The organism is Streptomyces chattanoogensis (assembly GCF_001294335.1).
Lineage (GTDB): Bacteria > Actinomycetota > Actinomycetes > Streptomycetales > Streptomycetaceae > Streptomyces > Streptomyces chattanoogensis.
Genome location: NZ_LGKG01000172.1, coordinates 22892 through 39469 on the forward strand (window position 1 = coordinate 22892; position 16578 = coordinate 39469).

General features: G+C 70.4%; 13 protein-coding genes. 7 read left to right on the top strand and 6 right to left on the bottom strand.

Annotation, left to right across the window (positions count from 1 at the left end; translation table 11 throughout):
• Positions 1 to 75 precede the first annotated feature (75 nt).
• A complete protein-coding gene (locus ADL29_RS32440; RefSeq protein ID WP_107095149.1) occupies positions 76 to 2652 on the top strand; it encodes a SpoIIE family protein phosphatase in 2577 nt (858 codons plus the stop codon).
• Positions 2653 to 2706: 54 nt separating this feature from the next.
• On the opposite strand, the gene ADL29_RS32445 is transcribed toward ADL29_RS32440, so the two are convergent.
• From ADL29_RS32445 to ADL29_RS32455, 3 genes are all read right to left on the bottom strand, one after another.
• On the bottom strand, positions 2707 to 3327 hold the full coding sequence (locus ADL29_RS32445) for a DUF416 family protein (protein WP_107095145.1): 621 nt from the start codon (positions 3325 to 3327) through the stop codon (positions 2707 to 2709).
• Between the two features lie 20 nt (positions 3328 to 3347).
• Positions 3348 to 4622 carry a cytochrome P450 family protein gene (locus ADL29_RS32450; RefSeq protein ID WP_107095150.1) on the bottom strand — a complete coding sequence of 425 codons (1275 nt, stop codon included), beginning with the start codon at positions 4620 to 4622 and terminating at the stop codon, positions 3348 to 3350.
• Positions 4623 to 4977: 355 nt separating this feature from the next.
• Positions 4978 to 5586, bottom strand: a complete 609-nt coding sequence (locus ADL29_RS32455; protein ID WP_053927120.1) for a hypothetical protein — start codon at positions 5584 to 5586, stop codon at positions 4978 to 4980.
• A 288-nt stretch (positions 5587 to 5874) separates the two neighbouring features.
• Between ADL29_RS32455 and ADL29_RS32460 the strand changes: the two genes are divergently transcribed.
• Positions 5875 to 6750, top strand: coding sequence for an LLM class flavin-dependent oxidoreductase (locus tag ADL29_RS32460; RefSeq protein ID WP_053927121.1), 876 nt, complete (start codon positions 5875 to 5877; stop codon positions 6748 to 6750).
• A 123-nt stretch (positions 6751 to 6873) separates the two neighbouring features.
• On the opposite strand, the gene ADL29_RS32465 is transcribed toward ADL29_RS32460, so the two are convergent.
• Positions 6874 to 8163, bottom strand: coding sequence for an ATP-binding protein (locus tag ADL29_RS32465; RefSeq protein ID WP_053927122.1), 1290 nt, complete (start codon positions 8161 to 8163; stop codon positions 6874 to 6876).
• A 761-nt stretch (positions 8164 to 8924) separates the two neighbouring features.
• Here ADL29_RS32465 and ADL29_RS46405 point away from each other — a divergent pair.
• From ADL29_RS46405 to ADL29_RS32480, 4 genes are all read left to right on the top strand, one after another.
• Positions 8925 to 9236: a hypothetical protein gene (locus ADL29_RS46405; protein WP_157878630.1), complete on the top strand. Its 312-nt coding sequence runs from the start codon at positions 8925 to 8927 to the stop codon at positions 9234 to 9236.
• A 27-nt stretch (positions 9237 to 9263) separates the two neighbouring features.
• The gene (locus tag ADL29_RS46410) at positions 9264 to 9647 is read left to right on the top strand and encodes a hypothetical protein (protein WP_342671187.1); all 384 of its coding nucleotides are present in this window, start codon (positions 9264 to 9266) and stop codon (positions 9645 to 9647) included.
• A gap of 163 nt (positions 9648 to 9810) precedes the next feature.
• On the top strand, positions 9811 to 10485 hold the full coding sequence (locus ADL29_RS32475; protein ID WP_046924061.1) for a class F sortase: 675 nt from the start codon (positions 9811 to 9813) through the stop codon (positions 10483 to 10485).
• Positions 10486 to 10896: 411 nt separating this feature from the next.
• Positions 10897 to 11523 carry a GntR family transcriptional regulator gene (locus ADL29_RS32480; RefSeq protein WP_053927124.1) on the top strand — a complete coding sequence of 209 codons (627 nt, stop codon included), beginning with the start codon at positions 10897 to 10899 and terminating at the stop codon, positions 11521 to 11523.
• Between the two features lie 77 nt (positions 11524 to 11600).
• On the opposite strand, the gene ADL29_RS32485 is transcribed toward ADL29_RS32480, so the two are convergent.
• Positions 11601 to 12395 (bottom strand): carbon-nitrogen hydrolase family protein, encoded by a 795-nt coding sequence (locus tag ADL29_RS32485; RefSeq protein WP_053927125.1) that lies wholly within the window; start codon positions 12393 to 12395, stop codon positions 11601 to 11603.
• A 193-nt stretch (positions 12396 to 12588) separates the two neighbouring features.
• Between ADL29_RS32485 and ADL29_RS32490 the strand changes: the two genes are divergently transcribed.
• On the top strand, positions 12589 to 14874 hold the full coding sequence (locus ADL29_RS32490; RefSeq protein ID WP_157878631.1) for a DUF4132 domain-containing protein: 2286 nt from the start codon (positions 12589 to 12591) through the stop codon (positions 14872 to 14874).
• Between the two features lie 7 nt (positions 14875 to 14881).
• On the opposite strand, the gene dacB is transcribed toward ADL29_RS32490, so the two are convergent.
• Positions 14882 to 16489: a D-alanyl-D-alanine carboxypeptidase/D-alanyl-D-alanine endopeptidase gene (gene dacB / locus ADL29_RS32495; protein ID WP_053927127.1), complete on the bottom strand. Its 1608-nt coding sequence runs from the start codon at positions 16487 to 16489 to the stop codon at positions 14882 to 14884.
• Positions 16490 to 16578 lie beyond the last annotated feature (89 nt).

Here is a 16578-nt window from a genome sequence, read left to right on the forward strand (position 1 = left end):
TTCAGCGTGCGGAGCGTCGCAGTCCAGGCGTTCGTCTGGCAGCTGACGGTCCTCGTCCTGCTCGCGGCCACGGCGATGGTGGCCCTGGTGCTCAAGACCACGCATGACGCCCAGAACGATGCCCGCCACCGGTCACTCGCTGTCGCACAGGGCTTCGCGCACTCCCCGGGCGTCGTGCGGGCGCTGCAATCGCCGGATCCCACAGCGGTTCTCCAGCCGCTCGCGGAAGCGGCCCGGAAGGGTTCCGGCGTGGGATTTCTCTCCGTGCTCAGCAAGAGCGGGATCCGTTACACCGACCCCATGCCGAGTCTGATCGGCCGCCGAGCCCAGGGTGACATCGGCCGGGCCGCAGCCGGCCAGTCCTTCACCGAGATCTTCAAGGGCAAGCCGCAGAGCGCGGTCCGGGCGCTCGTACCCGTCACCGACGCGCAGGGCGCGGTGATCGGAATCGTCTCCGCGGGCGTTCAGACCGTGGATGTCGGTGCCACGGTGAACCGCCAGCTGCCGGTCCTCTTCGGTGTCGCGGCGGGCTCGCTGGTGCTGGCCGCGGGCGGGGCGGCGCTGGTGAGCAGGCGGTTGCGACGCCAGACGCACGGCCTGGGACCTGTCGAGATGACCCGGATGTACGAGCACCACGACGCCGTCCTGCACTCGGTCCGTGAAGGGGTGCTGATCCTTGACGCGGACCGGCGCCTGGTGCTGGCCAACGACGAGGCCCGGCAGCTGCTCGGCATGCGCGCGAGCGCGGAGGGACTGCCTCTGGACACCTTGGGCCTGGCCCCGGAAATGGCCGCGCTGCTGGGATCCGGGCGCACCGTCACCGACGAGGTGCATCCGTCCGGGAGCCGCCTGCTGGCCGTCAATCTCCGGCCCACGGACGTCCACGGCGGGGCCGCCGGGTGGGTCGCGACGCTGCGTGACACCACCGAGCTGCGTGCACTGGCCGGCCGGGCCGAGGAGGCCCGGGAACGCCTGAAGCTGCTCAACGAGGGCAGCACGCGCATCGGCAGCACCCTCGACCTCGGGCGCACGGCGCAGGAACTGGCCGATGTGGCGGTACCCCGGCTCGCCGACTTCGTCAGCGTCAACCTGCTCGAGAGCCTGCTGAGCGGAGACGAGCCGCCTCCGGGACCGGTCACCGGCGCCGTGCTGCGCCGGGTGGCGCACCGGTCCGTACTGGAGGGCACGCCGGAGGCCCTGGTCGCGGTGGGTGAGATCGCCTTCTATCCCGAGAACTCGCCGCAGGCCCGCTGCCTGGCGACCGGGCGGTCGGAGCTGCACCAGGTGGCGGACCCGGCCATCAGTGCCTGGCTGGCGGAGGACCCCGCGCGTCTCGCCAAGAGCCGCGCACACGGGTTCCACTCGTGGATCTCGGTGCCGCTGATCGCGCGGGGCACGACGCTGGGAGTGGTGGACTTCGTCCGGTCCCGGCACCCCGAGGCGTTCGAGACCGACGATCTGGCCCTGGCCGAGGAGCTGGTCGCCCGGACGGCTGTCTGTCTGGACAACGCCCGGCGCTTCAACCGTGAGCGTACGGCGGCTCTCACCTTGCAGCGCAGCCTGCTGCCCACGCGGCTGCCTGAACAGTCCGCGGTCGAGGCGGCCTTCCGGTATCTGCCGGCCGATCCGCGGCTGGGAGTGGGCGGCGACTGGTTCGACGTGATTCCGCTGTCCGGCGCACGGGTGGCACTCGTCGTCGGCGACGTGGTCGGACACGGCATTCACGCCTCCGCGACCATGGGCCGGCTGCGCTCCGCCGTACAGACCCTCGCCGACGTCGACCTGGCTCCGGACGAGCTGCTCACCCAGCTCGACGACCTCGTCATCCGACTGGCCGCCGAATCCGGGACGGACGCGGAGTCCGCGGCATCAGGAGACGTCGGCGCCACCTGTCTGTATGCCGTCTACGACCCGGTGTCGGGCCGTTGCAGCCTCGCCCGTGCCGGACACCCGGCACCGGCCGTCGCCCGTCCCGACGGCACCGCAACCGTCTTGGAGCTGCCCGCCGGACCCCCACTCGGCCTGGGCGGGCTTCCCTTCGAAGCGGTGGAGACGGAACTGCCCGAGGGGAGCCTGCTCGCCCTCTACACCGATGGCCTGGTCGAGTCCCGGCAGCGTGGGATGGACACGGGGATCGAGGTACTGCGGCAGGCGCTGACGGTCCCGGGCCTCGCGCTGGACACACTGTGCGACAAGGTTGTCGGGACCCTGCTTCCCGACCACCCTGCCGATGACGCCGCCCTGCTGCTGGCCCGTGTCCAGCGCCTCGACGGTGGGCAGGTCGCGACCTGGGACGTGCCCGCCGATCCCGCGGCGGTGGCCGAGGTCCGTACGGACGCCGTCCGCCGGCTCTCTGCCTGGGGCCTGGAGGAAGCCGCTTTCGTCACCGAACTGGTCGTCAGCGAGCTCGTCACCAACGCCATCCGGTACGGCGCCGCTCCGATCCGGCTGCGGCTGATCCGCGACCGCACGCTGATCTGCGAGGTGACCGACGGCAGCAACACCGCGCCGCACCTGCGCCGGGCCCGCGTGTTCGACGAGGGCGGACGGGGCCTGCTGCTCGTTGCGCAGCTCACCCAGCGCTGGGGTGTGCGGCAGACCACGAGCGGCAAGATCATCTGGTGTGAGCAGGCGTTGCCCGCGGGTGTCTGAGGAGGACTCGTCGTCAAGGGTGCCAAGGGCGCGGCAGGCGGGAATCGCCCTCCTTCAGGTGGGTGGGGAGGCCCGCGCCGACGGGGAAGCGGCGCGAGCCACGTCGTCCAGATCGCGTATCTGGCGGCGTACTTCTTCCCGCAGGGACGCGTGCCGCCGACACACCCCGGGGGAACCGGCTGCGGCCCGCCCGGACGCGGCCGGAGCGGCCAGAGAGGCCTCGCGCCCGTATCGCAGGCAGTGCAGGGTCTCCCGGACCTCGCCGTGCACGGCGACATGGCACGCGTTCGTCACCGCGGCGGCGGAGTACCAGGCGAGACCGGCAAGGGGGCCGGGGCTGTCGGCGGCGACCTGGATCTGGTCGAAGGCGGCCAGCATGGTCGGGAGCGTGACAGGCGTTCCGTCCTCCAGCTTCCGCCAGACATCGTCCAGCGCCCGGCCGAGCACATGCGGATCGCCCTTGCCGGTCTCCGCGTGGAACCGGAGGAAATACGGCAGCAGACGAACGGCGGTCAGCGCGGCCAGGGTCGTGCGGGCGTGGACGGGCAACTCGGTGAGACGGGCCGTCAGGTGGCGTTCTTCGTCGCGGTACCGGTGGAGTGGGGCGTGGGGACTGTGGTCTTCGGCGCAGTCACCGCAAGAGAGCTGTTGAGGTCGAGCTGCCACGTCAGCCATGCCTGCAGGTTGGGCCGGGCCTACTGCCGCGGTCCGGCGTGCTGCGCGGTGTCTGTGTGCTGCGTCGTGTCACCGTGCGTCGTGTCTGCGTGCTGCCCAGCTTCGGGTGTCCAGCGGACCGGCAGCTGTTCCGTACCACGGATGAGCATCCCGGAGCGCCAGGTGAAGGCGTCGGTGGCGCAGTCCAGTGCGAGGTGGGGACAGCGTTCCAAGAGGGTGCCGATGGCGATACGGGCCTCCAGGCGGGCCAGCGGGGCGCCGAGGCAGAAGTGGATACCGTGGCCGAAGGCCATGTGGCCGCGTGGCTCGCGGGTGATGTCGAAGTCGTCCGCCGCGGCGAAGCGTTCGGGGTCGCGGGAGGCGGAGGCCAGGACGACCCACACGGGCTCCTTGGCAGGGATGACCGTGCCGCCGATCTCGACCGGCTCGGAGGTGAAACGCCAGGTGGCCGTCTCCACGGGGCCGTCGAAGCGCAGCATCTCCTCCACGGCGTTGTCCAGGAGGGAGCGGTCGGCCCGCAGAGCGGCCAGCTGGTCGGGGTGCTGGAGCAGGGCGCGTACCCCGTTGGAGATGAGGCTGACGGTGGTCTCGTGGCCGGCCACCAGCAACAGGAAGGCCATGCCGACCAGTTCATCGCGGGAGAGCCGGTCGCCGTCCTCGTCGCTCGTCCGTATCAGGGCGCTGAGCAGGTCCTCGCCAGGTGCGCTGCGCTTCTCCTCGATGAGGCCGACGAGGTATGCGGCCATCTCCGTGGTGGCCTTCTGCGAGGGCTCCGGGCCGGTCGGCGCGACGATCTCGTTCGACCAGGCGCGGAAGGCCTCTCGGTCCATGGAGGGGACGCCGATCAGTTCGCAGATGACGGTCATGGGCAAGGGGAAGGCCAGCGCGTCCACGAGGTCGGCACGACCCGCCGGTGTGGCCAGCATCGCGTCGAGCAGCTCGTCGGTGATCTGCTGCACGCGCGGCCGCAGCGCTTCGACGCGGCGCGAGGTGAACTCCCGGGCCACCAGCTTCCGCAGCCGGGTGTGATGGGGCGGATCGGCATCCAGCATGTTGGTGAACAGCGGCGAATCGTTGATGTCCGCGCTCGCCATCGCGGTGCGCCAGTCCTTGGTGAGCCGGGGGTCGGCGAGCGCCGCCCGGACCGCCTGGTGGCCGACCACCAGCCAGGCGTCCTGGCCCTCGGGCACTCGCACACGGTGTACAGGCCCCTGGGCGCGCAGCTTGGCGTAGTAGGGGTAGGGGTCCGCGGTGAAGTCCGGTCCGTAGGCAGCCAGGTCGACGATCCCCGAAATCCTCGGAGCCCCGGAGACCTGTGAACTCTGTGAACCCCCCTGTGGGTTCCTCGGGCTGCTCTGCCCCTGGATCCCTTGGCTTCCCTGGCTCCCCTGACTCGTTTGAGTCCCCTCCACGGCGTTCCCCAAGCTCTTCTCGGCTACTGGTGGTCTTTTGACGTTCACAGGCGCGGCTGCGTCCGCTCATGTCAACGTCAATGCCACCGTATGCGTGCGCCGCGCATCAGGCATCGGCCGATCGGAGGAGCCGGGACCGGCCCCGTACTCCTCTCGTAGTGCGTGGGTGTGGGGGGCGGTGCATCGGGCGTGGGGCTGCGGGTTCGGGCCGCGGCCCCACGCCCGAGGCCGGGTCGGCCTATCCGACGCGCTCGATGCGGGCGTGGCGAATGAGGAACTTTCCTTGCTCACGTACCTGCTCGAAGGCCGCGTTGTTGAGCAGTACGCAGCTGCCCGACGTCGAAGTGACGGACACCGTGGTCGACTTGTTGTTGTCCAGATTGGTCACCTTCAGCTTCGTGCCGCTGGGGAACTGGCTGCTCGACGCCGCCGGTGCGCCGCCTTCGCCGGAGAGGGTGACCGTCGAGCCGGGGCAGACGACATCGGAGCCGGCCGGCTGTGCGGGGTCCTGGCTTTGACTGTCCGAACCGGTGGGCGGGGCCTGCGGGGACGCCGGCGCGGCATTGCTGTCTTCGGTGCTGCCGCATCCGGACGCCTTCTGCTGGACCTTGATCTGCGCTATCACGGCCTTACGGTTGGCGATCCGGGCGGCGGACTGGGCATCCGGATGGGCTTCCTGGTCGGTGATGAACTTCTGGTTGTTGCTCAGCGCGGTGGCCAGTCCGTCGCAAGCCACCGATGCCTGGCTGGTGCCCGTCATGGCGACGGCGATGCCGCCGACCATCGCCGCGGCGCTGACGAAAATGGCGATCTTCTTACCCCGGCCGATTCTCCTCTTTCGGGTCAAGGCAACGACTCCTGTTCTTGATGTTCTTCCCTACTCGATGCCGCCCCGTACGGAGGAGAGTGGCGGCCCGTTTCAACGCCGGATCAAAATTGTCCGAGGATGCCAAGTCCCTTCCCAGGGCGGTCCGTAGACGGTCGCCGTCGAGCACGATGCCGACATCACGTACGCGGGGCGCTTACGGGGAGCCGGCGGCGCCGCTCCGGGTGACCACCGCGGGAAAGTATCAACCGGCCCGGGGGACCGCGGAATTCGATTGCCCCGGCCTGTGCGCGGGATCACTATGGACGGATGCGCTTTTCCCTCAACATTCCGAACTTCGGGGACTTCGCCGATCCCAGGACGGTCGCGACGGTGGCTGTGGCGGCGGAAGAAGCAGGTTGGGACGGGCTCTTCGTCTGGGACCACGTGGTGCACGACAAGCGTCTTCGCCGGACTTTCGGCGACCCCTGGATGCTGCTGACCGCTGCGGCGCTGGCGACTTCAAGGATCAAGCTGGGGACGCTGGTCACCCCGGTCGCTCGGCGACGCCCGCAGCAGCTTGCCCGTCAGGTGGCCACGCTGGACGTGCTCAGCGGCGGCAGGGTGATCTTCGGGGCGGGCCTGGGCGGGCCGATCGAGGACGAGTACGGCAGCTTCGGCGAGACGACCGACCCGGTGGTGCTCGCGGAACGCCTGGACGAAGGTCTGGGACTCCTGCAGCGCTACTGGTCCGGTGAGCCGGTGACCCATCATGGGCGGCACTTCACGGTGGAGGAGGTGACCCTCTTGCCGGCGACGGTGCAGCGCCCGCGCCCGCCGGTCTGGGTGGCCGGCTTCTGGCCGCACCGGCGCCCCATGCGCCGGGCAGCCCAATGGGACGGCGCGGTTCCCCTGTTCGCCGACTCCAGACACGGCCACCTCCCCGCTGTCGATCAGGTCCGAGATCTCGTCACCTACGTCCACCGGCACCGCGACCGCGACCGCGAACAGGACAGCCACAACCCGTTCGAGATCGTGATCGGCGGCGCGACTCCCGGGGATCCCACCAAGGCCCGCGATCTGATCGGTCCTCTGGCCGATGCGGGTGCCACCTGGTGGGACGAACGGCAGCTCATGGACAGCGATCAACTCGACCAGCTCGCACCGGTGTTGCGTCGCATCCGACAGGGACCACCCGCCCTCTGAAGCGCACCGACGGGGTGCCTGCCGCCGACGCAGACTCGGGCATCCGCCGTCGGCCCCGGACGGGCAACGCGCCGGGCCCGGACGAGGCACGGTTCTCACCCGGCCGTCCCGCCCCGGCCGCGCTCAACAACGGGCATGAGCAGTGATATCCGCCTCGAATTCCTCGACCATCGCCGGAGTGACCGTCGGCCGGCACTGGGCGATGGCGGCCAGGTAGTCCTCGGTGCTCGCGCCCAGCCGCCCCTGAGCTCCCGTGCCGAGGCCGATCGACTCCAGGTCCCGCTCGAACGACGCCTGGGCCGCGACCCGGGCCGCGTGCTCGATATCGGCCGGGGTGAACAGCTCGCTGGCCGCAACCAGCGCCGTCACATCGACATCGGCCCGGCCGTCCGTGTAGCGCGACCAGATCGCCGCGCGGGCGGCCTTGTCCGGCGTACCGATCGGGATCAGGTAGTCGAAGCGGCCGGGGCGCAGGAAGGCCGGGTCGAGCGAGCGGATGGAATTGGTGGCGCACACCAGCAGGCGCTCGTCCCGCTCCCGGAACCCCGGTATGAGCTTGAGCAGTTCATTGGTCACCCCGTGCAGCCCGCCGGGCTGTGCCGGCTCGGCCCGCACGGGAGCGATCTCCTCGACCTCGTCGATGAAGACGAGCACCCGCTCCAGCTCCGCGATACGGGCGAACGCGCTGCGCAGGGCCGCCGCGAGGTTGCCCTCGTCGGCGAGCCGGGACGGCAGCAGCTCGACGAACGGCCAGCCCAGCTTGGCCGCAATGCCGCGTGCGAAGGTGGTCTTTCCGGTGCCCGGCGGACCGAACAGGGCGATCGCCCGCGGCGGACGGACGCCGTGCCGCGCGGCCCGCTCCGGCTCCGCCAGCGGCAGCACCACACGTCGTTCGATCAGGTCCTTCTCCGCCTCCATGCCGGCCACCTTGGCCCACAGATCGGCCGGCAGGAACCGTCCGCCGAGGTCGTCCAGGAGACTGGCCGCGGGACCGTGGTGCGGCTCGACCTTCTCGAAGTAGGCCACGGCGGGCTGCCGCGTGTACCCCGCGTTGAGCAGCCCCTCACCCAGCAGGTCCTCCTCGGGCAGTACGTAGGCGATACGGCTCACCCGCGCGGCAACCAGCCGCCGCTCCAGCTCCACCAGCAGCGCACTCGCCAGTCCCCGCCCACGCCAGGCCGACGAGATGGCGATCCGCATCACCCAGCCCCGCTCACCGGCCACACAGGCGAGCGCCGTCCCGATGGGTACGCCCTGGTGGACGGCCACCACAGCAGGCTGCCGGGAGCTGAGCGCGCTGATGCACTCGGCGAGCGAGAACACCGACTCCTGTCCGAGCTCGGCGGTGGAGTCGATCAGGTGGACCACGGCAGCGAGATCCTTCTCGCGGTAGTCATGGATGAGCCAGTTCACCGGTACCGCCCCTCGTTGGTGATGTTGCAGCGAGGCTAGGGGCGGTGGGGGAGCGGGTCCTGCTCCACCTTGCACAATCCGGATCGGCGATCGCTACGTTCCGTATGTAGCCAGGTCTCGGCCGTGGCGGACGGTCCGCTTCATCCATGAGGGGGCGTCTATTCGGTATGGGGCATGGAATGCCTTTTGCTCTCTTGTGAGGTGTTTGCGCCAATGGGGGCGGGGTGAGATGGGTGCCTGGCATGGGGAGGGCAGCCAAGGCCAACGTGCTTGCGAGGCAGACTGGTTGACGTTGTCGGGCGCGCCATTTGTGCTCCAACACGGCGTAAGCAGAGGGTGGTTGGGAATTGTTTGCGGCCGCCGATGCCTCGCGACCCGGCTCCCGTATCCGCAGTCCCCTCCCATGCCCCGCCCGCTCCCATCGGGCCCCGTCGGCCAACGCCGCACATCCCCCCGCCACCCTCTCCGCGCCCCCCCATTCGCTCACTCCCCGTCACGGCGTGGCGTGCGCGCCGCCCCCTGTACGCCATCTGGGAAGCCCGCTACACCGTCGAAGTCGCGACACGCCGGAGGGGCGCGCCATCGAACGGGTGACAATTCGGGCTTCGGCCACCCGAAGAGCGGACGAGGTACCCCGAATGCGGCGTTCTCCGGTGGTGCCGAGCCGTCATCTGACTGACGTTGAATGCGTCGCGATTGCGGTCCGATGAGCCGATGACGTGTCGGCCTTCGCAGTAGCGATGTGAAAGGACATGGTCTCCATGCGCACTGCTCGCACCCTGTTCGCCTCGGCCGCTGTGACTGCGGTCCTGGCCATCACTACTCCCGCCGCCCAGGCAATCACCGTGGCCGGCGACGACGGTGGATCCTCCAGCCGTGACCACCACGGGCGCGGCGACGACCACGGCCGGGACCACGGCCGCGGCCATGACCACGGGCGTGACCACGACAACGGCCGGCCCTCTGGTGGCGTGAACACCGGTGGCGGCGCCATGACCAATGACTGGGGTGGCGGCGACGACGATGATCACGGTTACGGCCGGGGTGGTCACGGTGGTGGCGCGGCGCCATGACCAATGACTGGGGTGGCGGCGACGACGATGATCACGGTTACGGCCGGGGTGGTCACGGTGGTGGCCTGGGGTGGCGGCGGTGACGGTGGTGGCGGCTACGGCGGTGGCGGCCGTGACCACGGTCGGGGTGGCGACCACGGCCGGGGTGGCGACCACGGCGGTGGTGGTTACGGCGGTGGCGGTGACCACGGCCGGGGTGGCGACCACGGCGGTGGTGGCTGGGGCGGCCGCGACCACGACCACGGGCGTGACCACGACAACGGCCGGCCCTCCGGTGGCGTCCACACCGGCGGTGGCGGCATGGCCCTCTCCGGCAGCAGCCTGGCCGCCGGCTCGGTGCTGATGCTCGGTGGTCTCGGCGCCGGGGTCTACGTGGTCCGCCGCCGTAAGGCGTCGGGTTCCGCCGCCTGACCTGACCGCGTCCCACACAGTTCGCCGTGCTGTCGCGGCCACCGTCGCAGATGGATGGTGGCCGCGACAACTGCCGTTCCGACACCCGCTTCTCCCGCTCGCTTCTCCCGCTCGGCACCCCGCTTCTCGTTGCCGACGCCTCGTTCACGAAAGGCAGCGCGCCATGGCCTACCAGCAGCCGCCCCAGTCGAGACCACCCCGGCCCGCGCCCGGGTCCGGCCCTCTCAGCCGTCGGCTGATGTGGCCCGCCGGGGCGTTCCTCCTGGGCACCCTGCTCGTCTACAACTCCATAGACACGCCCTCCGATCCCAAGCCGCCCCAGGCCCGTCCGGCCGCGACCGCCCGGAACGCCCCCCTCTCGAGCCCACCACTGTCGCGCTCCATACCGAAGCGGCTGGCGATCCCCGAGATCGGCGTCGACGCACCCTTCACGGCGCTGTCGATCGGCCCGAAGGGGCAGCTCAACGCGCCGCCGGCGAACGACACCAACCTGGTCGGCTGGTTCCAGGGCGGGGCGACACCCGGCGAACGCGGTGCATCGATCGTCGCCGGTCATGTCGACACCAAGACCGGCCCCGCCGTGTTCCTGCAGCTGCGCATGCTCAAAAAGGGCAGCCAGATCAGCATCACCCGGGCGGATGGCCTCGTCGCAACGTTCAAGGTCGACTCCGTCGAGACCTTCAGCAAGGCGCAGTTCCCCAACGACCGGGTCTACGCCGACACCCCGGACGCACAGCTGCGCGTGATCACCTGCGGCGGCGCATACAACCGGGCCGCCAAGGATTACGAGTCCAACGTGGTGGTGTTCGCGCACCTCGCCTCGTCGGCCCGTAAGTAAGGGGCTTACGGGAGCAGGGGCCGGCCCCGGACAGGGGCCGGCCTTCGGGGCGGCGTGGGCGCCGCAGCGGAAACGGCTGCGGCGCCGTCGCGTCGGGCCCCTTCCCGCCCGGGAGTTCGAGGCAGGTACCCGCGGCTCGGCCATGCCTCGCCCCGTGGTAGCTTCTGCATGCACCTGCATACAACATGCATGCAGGATCTGCGACGGGCAGTACAGCCCGCGGTGCACCGCGACGTGCGGCACGAAGTGCGATGCCAAGGACAGGGCGCAGTACGACGCACGGTACGAAGCGACGAGGCGAAGTACGCGGTGCATGACGGCGGGGTGGCGCGGACGCGTGTGTGACGCGCGGTGCGACGCCAAGGGCGCGGGAAATCAGCGGGAAGAGCGGCGGGATCGATGGAGAAAACGATGCAGTCGGGGCGGGAGAAGGCATATGCCTATCTCAAGGACCTCATCCTCACCGACCCTGACACGCATAACTGCTTCCTCTCCGAGCAGGATCTCGCAGACCGTGTCGGCATCTCACGCACCCCGATCCGCGAGGCGCTGCTCCTGCTCGCGGCCGAGGATCTGGTGCGGCTGGTTCCCAAGCGGGGCGCGCATATCGCTCCGCTGACCGGGCGTGACATCGGTGAGCTGATGGAAATGCGCGGACTGATCGAGCGCTTCGCCGCCGAATGCACCACAGCACAGGGCACCGCTCCGGTATCGGAAATGGCCGACATCCTTGCCCACCAGGAAGCAATGCGAGGAGAGCGCTCCACCAAGGCATTCATCGCTGCCGACCACCGCTTCCACGCCACCCTTGTCGCGGCCGCCGGCAACACCCTGATGAGCCGTCAGTACGACGCGCTGCGCAGCCGCCAGGTCCGGGCCGGCATCATCGCGCCGTACCGGTCGGGCAAGCGCCAGGACGAGGTGATCGCCGAACACCGTCAGATCCTCGACTGCCTGGTGGCCGGCGATGCCGCGGCGGCCTGCACGGCCATAGACCATCACATCCGGGCCACCCAACGCGTCCTGCTGGCCGCGTAGTTACGGCCGGGGGGCGGGGCCGCGGACCTGCGGCCCGCCCCGTTGAACGCCACCAGGCACCCGCCCCCACCCGGTGCCTACATTCGCCGATTGTCCAGCACGGCCACCGCACGCCGGACCCGCTCGGTCTCCTCGACGTCCACCTCGGCGATGAGCAGCTCCGGCACGGCTCCCAACTGGGCGCGTACGGTGCCATCGGGGCCGATCAGAGCGCTGTGCCCGACACCCGTCGGTGCCTTGGTGGGCAGCTCCGGATCGGCCTGCGGGTCCGGAGCCGCGGCATTGACGGCGGCCAGCCAGACGGTGGCGTCCAGGGCGCGTGCCCGCACCAGGAGGTCCCACTGCTCGCGCTTACCGGGACCGGCAGCCCATGCCGCGGGCAGAACGGAGAGCACCGCCCCCGCGTCCGCATGCGCGCGGAACAACTCAGGAAACCGCAGGTCATAACAGGTGGCCAGGCCGACCCGGACCCCATCGACATCGATCGTCACCACACGCGAGCCCGCGGCAACCGTGTCGGACTCCCGGAACCCGAAGGCGTCATACAGATGGATCTTGTCGTACGATGCCTCCGCCTCCGGCCCCGTGGCCAGCAACGTATTGGCCACCCGGTCCCCGTCGGCCGGGGTGAACATCCCGGCGATCACCGTCACCCCCGCCTCCCGGGCCACCGCGCGCACCCCCTCCGCCCACGGCCCGTCCAGCGGCTCGGCCACCGACTGCAGGGGAGCCCCGAAGCGCACCATGGCCGCCTCGGGAAACACCACCAGTCGCGCGCCCTCCTGCGCGGCGCGGTGCACGTGGTCCCGCACTGCCGCGAGATTTTCCTTCGGCTCGGTCGACGCCGTCATCTGACACAGTGCGATGCGCATACAGCTACAGCTCCCTCTTTCTCTTCGTTCAACGCTCCGGCCGATCCTCGTGTTCCGGATTCTCCGGTGCCTGCGGATGTTTCGGCCGCTGCCCTTGTCGAGTTTGTCGGCGTGTTCGCAACCCTCGGCTGCGACGGCCGGACCGCGATCGGCGAACCGCGATTGTCAGACCCTGCGGTTACCGTTCGTTGCCATGGACGCCATGAACGAGCTCTCCCCGCACGCCGCACAGGTGCACGCCGCAATGGTGGGTCCGGCGCCCGATCTGGACGGGTCCGGCGGCGTGTGGGCGGCGTGCACCCGTCTGACCCCGGTGGAGCTGGGCACGCTGCTGCCCACCGTGTACCGCATCCTCGGCGACGAGGGTGCCCCCGGCCACGCCCGCCGGGCCGCCCGCGAAGTGACCTGGGTCAAGACGCAGCCCTCGTTCACGGCCGCTGCTCTCACGGATTTCTACGCGGCACTGGCCGAGTCGCCGAAGCCCACCCATGTCTGCCTGGCGGCCGGTGCCCTGTTGCGCTGCGCCGATCCATGGGACCAGCCGGCATTGGCGGCGCCGGCGACGGCCCTCGTAGCGGCGGCATCGGTGACGGACGATCACATCGTCGGCGCGGCCTTGGCGGTGGCCGCGCTCGCCGGCCCGACGGCCGAAGCGGAGCTCGTCACCCGCCTCCGGGCAGCGTATGAGAACAGCCCACTGAGGCTCGCCGAACTCGAAGTGATCCGCACGACCGGCGCCCGCGAACGGGCCTGGCTCGCCGAGGACCGCCGGTACGCCACCCCGTCGGGCACCTGGCCACCCCTGACGGACCAAGCAGGAGAACACCCCCGGCACACCCCACACACCTTCTCCCCGCCCTTTGCCGAACTGGCCCGCCGTACGCTCCACTCCGCCGCGGACCACCTCGCCGCCATCCACGCCGGCCAGGTCCCCTACGCCGCCGACAAGGCCTTCACCCCCGCCGATACGGAGACGCTCCGCCGCGCCGCCCGGCTCGCCCTGCGGCACGACGAACCATGGGCCGGGGACGTACTGACCACCTTGCTGCCCCAGCTCTCCGTGGCTCCGACCGCGGCCCGGACCCTCCCCTCACAGGGCGCTTGCATCGTCCTCGCCCAAGCCGTCGAGGCCTACCCCACGCCCGAATCGGTCGCCGCGCTCCGTGAGGCCCGCCGTGTCGTCCGCCACGCAGGCGTCACCAAGAAGCTCGACCGCATCCTGCACCGCGCCGAACGCAACCTCGGCCGACGCCCCGAGATCCTGGTCCGCCTCCCCGGCCTCGGCTACGGTCCCGACGGTACCCGGCGCATCCGCTGCGGCGCCTACACCGCCGTCCTCACGGCCGCCGACGAACCCACCCTGGCCTGGGAACGCGCCGACGGCCGACCGCTGCGGTCCCTCCCGTCCGCCGCCCGCCGGGACCATCCCGAGACGGTCACCGCCGCCCGCGACGTCCTGCGAAAGACCCGCGCCCAGATACGCACCCTCCTCCGCGGACTCGAAGGCGGCTTCCTCGAAGCCAGCCATCTCAACGGAACCGTCTACCGATTCGACCGCTGGCGCGAAGCCCTCGCCACGCACCCCGTGGTGGGCGCGGCCGTCCGCCGCCTGATCTGGGAGATCGAGTACGCCCCCGGAGACTGGCGCGCGACGCTGCCCGAAGCCGACCGCTCCCACGGACCCGACCCCGCCCCTTCGGCGGCGGTCCGCCTCTGGCACCCGGCCCGCGCCACCGAGGCCGAACGCCACCGCTGGCGCGACCGGATCACCGACCTCCGGCTGCGCCAGCCCTTCCGGCAGGCATATCGGGAGCACTACCTCCCGGAGGAGGCCGACGAGACGGGTACCACCGCCATGTTCCATGGCCACCTGGTCCGCATAGAGTCGGTCCTCGGGCTGGCCGCGCGCCACGGCTGGAGCATCGAAGACGACTGCCTCGCGCTCTCCCTCCCGGGTGTGACGGCCTACTTCGGCGTCGCCGCAAAGCTCTACCCGGGCGCCACCGGGTGGGCCGAAGCCCAGGACGTACACCTCGTTCGCGGGCTCGATCCCGTGAAACGCTCGGAGATTCTGCGCTCGGTCGACCTCCTCATCAGCGCGTCCAGTTACGCCTGGCGCGACACCACCGACCCCACCCACAGCCCCAGCCCCGCCCACGACCGAGACTCGTGGCGCGAACTCAACCGCCTCTACGAGCTCCCTCTTCGCCAGACCGCACGCCTGCGCCGCGAGGCCCTGCAGCGCATCTTCGCCGGCCACATATCCTCCGGCCGCGTGGAGTTCGGCCCCCGCCATCTACGCCTGAACGGTCACGACATCCACCTGGCCACCGGCCGCGTAACCCGCGACGGCGATCCCGTGGACATCGTCCTGCCCGAGTCGCGCGGCGCCCGGCCGCTGCCGTTCCTGCCGTACGACGAGAAGCTCCTGGAACGCATCGTGCACATGGCAGAGGAGCTCATGGCCCGACAGACATGACGCAGGCTCACCGGGCAGCACTCTGCTGAAGGCGAGCAGCAACCTCCGCTACATCATTGGCAATGCCCAGAATTCCCTTGACATTGGCACCGGGCGTCGAAGCCCCGTTCACCCCGGCGAAGAACACATCGAAATGCCCCTTACGTGTCTCCAGATAACCGGCCGTGGTTTCGGCACCCACCGCCAGCCGGTCATTGAGTGCATCGCCACCAGCCATGGTGCCGGTCTTGGCGAAGACCTTGCCCCGTGACGGGCAGTCGTGACACGAATCCGCCAGTGTGCCGTCGACCCCCAAAATCGGCAGTGACCTGCGGAAACGGCCGGCTTCGGGGGTGCGCTGCCAGTACGTCAGCAGTTGAGCCAGAGCCCGTGGGGTGCTCCGGTCGGCAGGATTGCCACCCCGGCCGTCGGCGTGCTGCACTGCCTTGCGGTCCACCTTCGCGCCGTCCAGGAATGCGGCGAGGACCGGAAATCCGTCCTCGCAATCGGCACTCCCCGCATGCGTGGCCATCAGGCAGATACCGAGATTCGCTCCGAGGTTGTGGCTCACCTTGAGGATGAGTTCGGCGTACTGGGCGTACGCGGGCGAGGTGTAGCGGGCCACCGTGGGCGCACCCTGGTAGGAGTCGGGCAGCCGGTCGGCAGGGTTGGGTCCGACGGCCCCCGCGCGGACCTCGACCCCGGCGCGCTGCAGCGCCTCGATCAGGGCGGTCCGGCCAAAGGCGTTCGGGTCCTTGATGGCGGCCACCCGCAGGGCGGGGGCGGAGCCGGCGGCGATGGTGCCGGACAGCCGGATGCGGGCGCCGTCCGGGGAGGCGTCGACATTGATGTCGGTCGGCTTGCCCGCCGCGACGGTGCGGACGGTGGAGGTGACGCGGTACGGCGCGACCTTCGGGCGCCACTCCAGGTGGGCGGGGTCGCCCGCGTCGACGCCGGGGGAGGTGAGCAGATCGATCAGGTTGTCGTTGATGATCAGGGGGGTGGGGGTCGGTTTCAGCGACGGATCGGGAGGGAACAGCCGCGCGTCGACGACCACATCACCCTCGACGCGTCTGATCCCCGCGTCGCGTACCTGCCGGGCCAGCTGGTTGATGCCCGTCAACGGGTCCTGCGGGGTGAGGGTGGCTCCGGGCAGGTCATTGGCGTAGGTGTGGTCGAGGTTGGTGAACGCGACCGTACCGTTCTTGCGCGTGCGGCCCCCGAGGGTCAGATCACCCTGCGCGACGAGATCCAGATCGCCGTCAAGAGCCGTACCTCGGCGCTGCCCCACGGCGTGCACCGGAGTGCGGAACCGGTGGTCGCCGCCGAGGGTGTGCCATGTGCCGCTGACGCTGAACAATTTGGCCGACGACCCGGGGACGAAGAACTGGTCGGCGTTGCGCGACTGCGCCACCTCGCCACTGTCCGGATCCTGTTCGAACAGCCCCCACTGGGCATGCCCGTACTCCGGCTTCCGCATGAGCGAAGCGATCCGGGGATCGAGCTCGTGCGGCGAGGGCGAGGGCGATGGCGCGGCCTGGACGAGGCCGACCACGACGGCCCCGACGACCACCAACAGCCCCAGGGCGCCGACGACACGCCGTCGGCTTCTCCTCCGCATGACGGGTGAGGACATGCGCACTCCACCGATCGAGTCGTGACGCCGCTGTATCGCGTGTGCGCCGATACGTACCGACGTATTCCGATGCGCTCCGCTTGTGAACG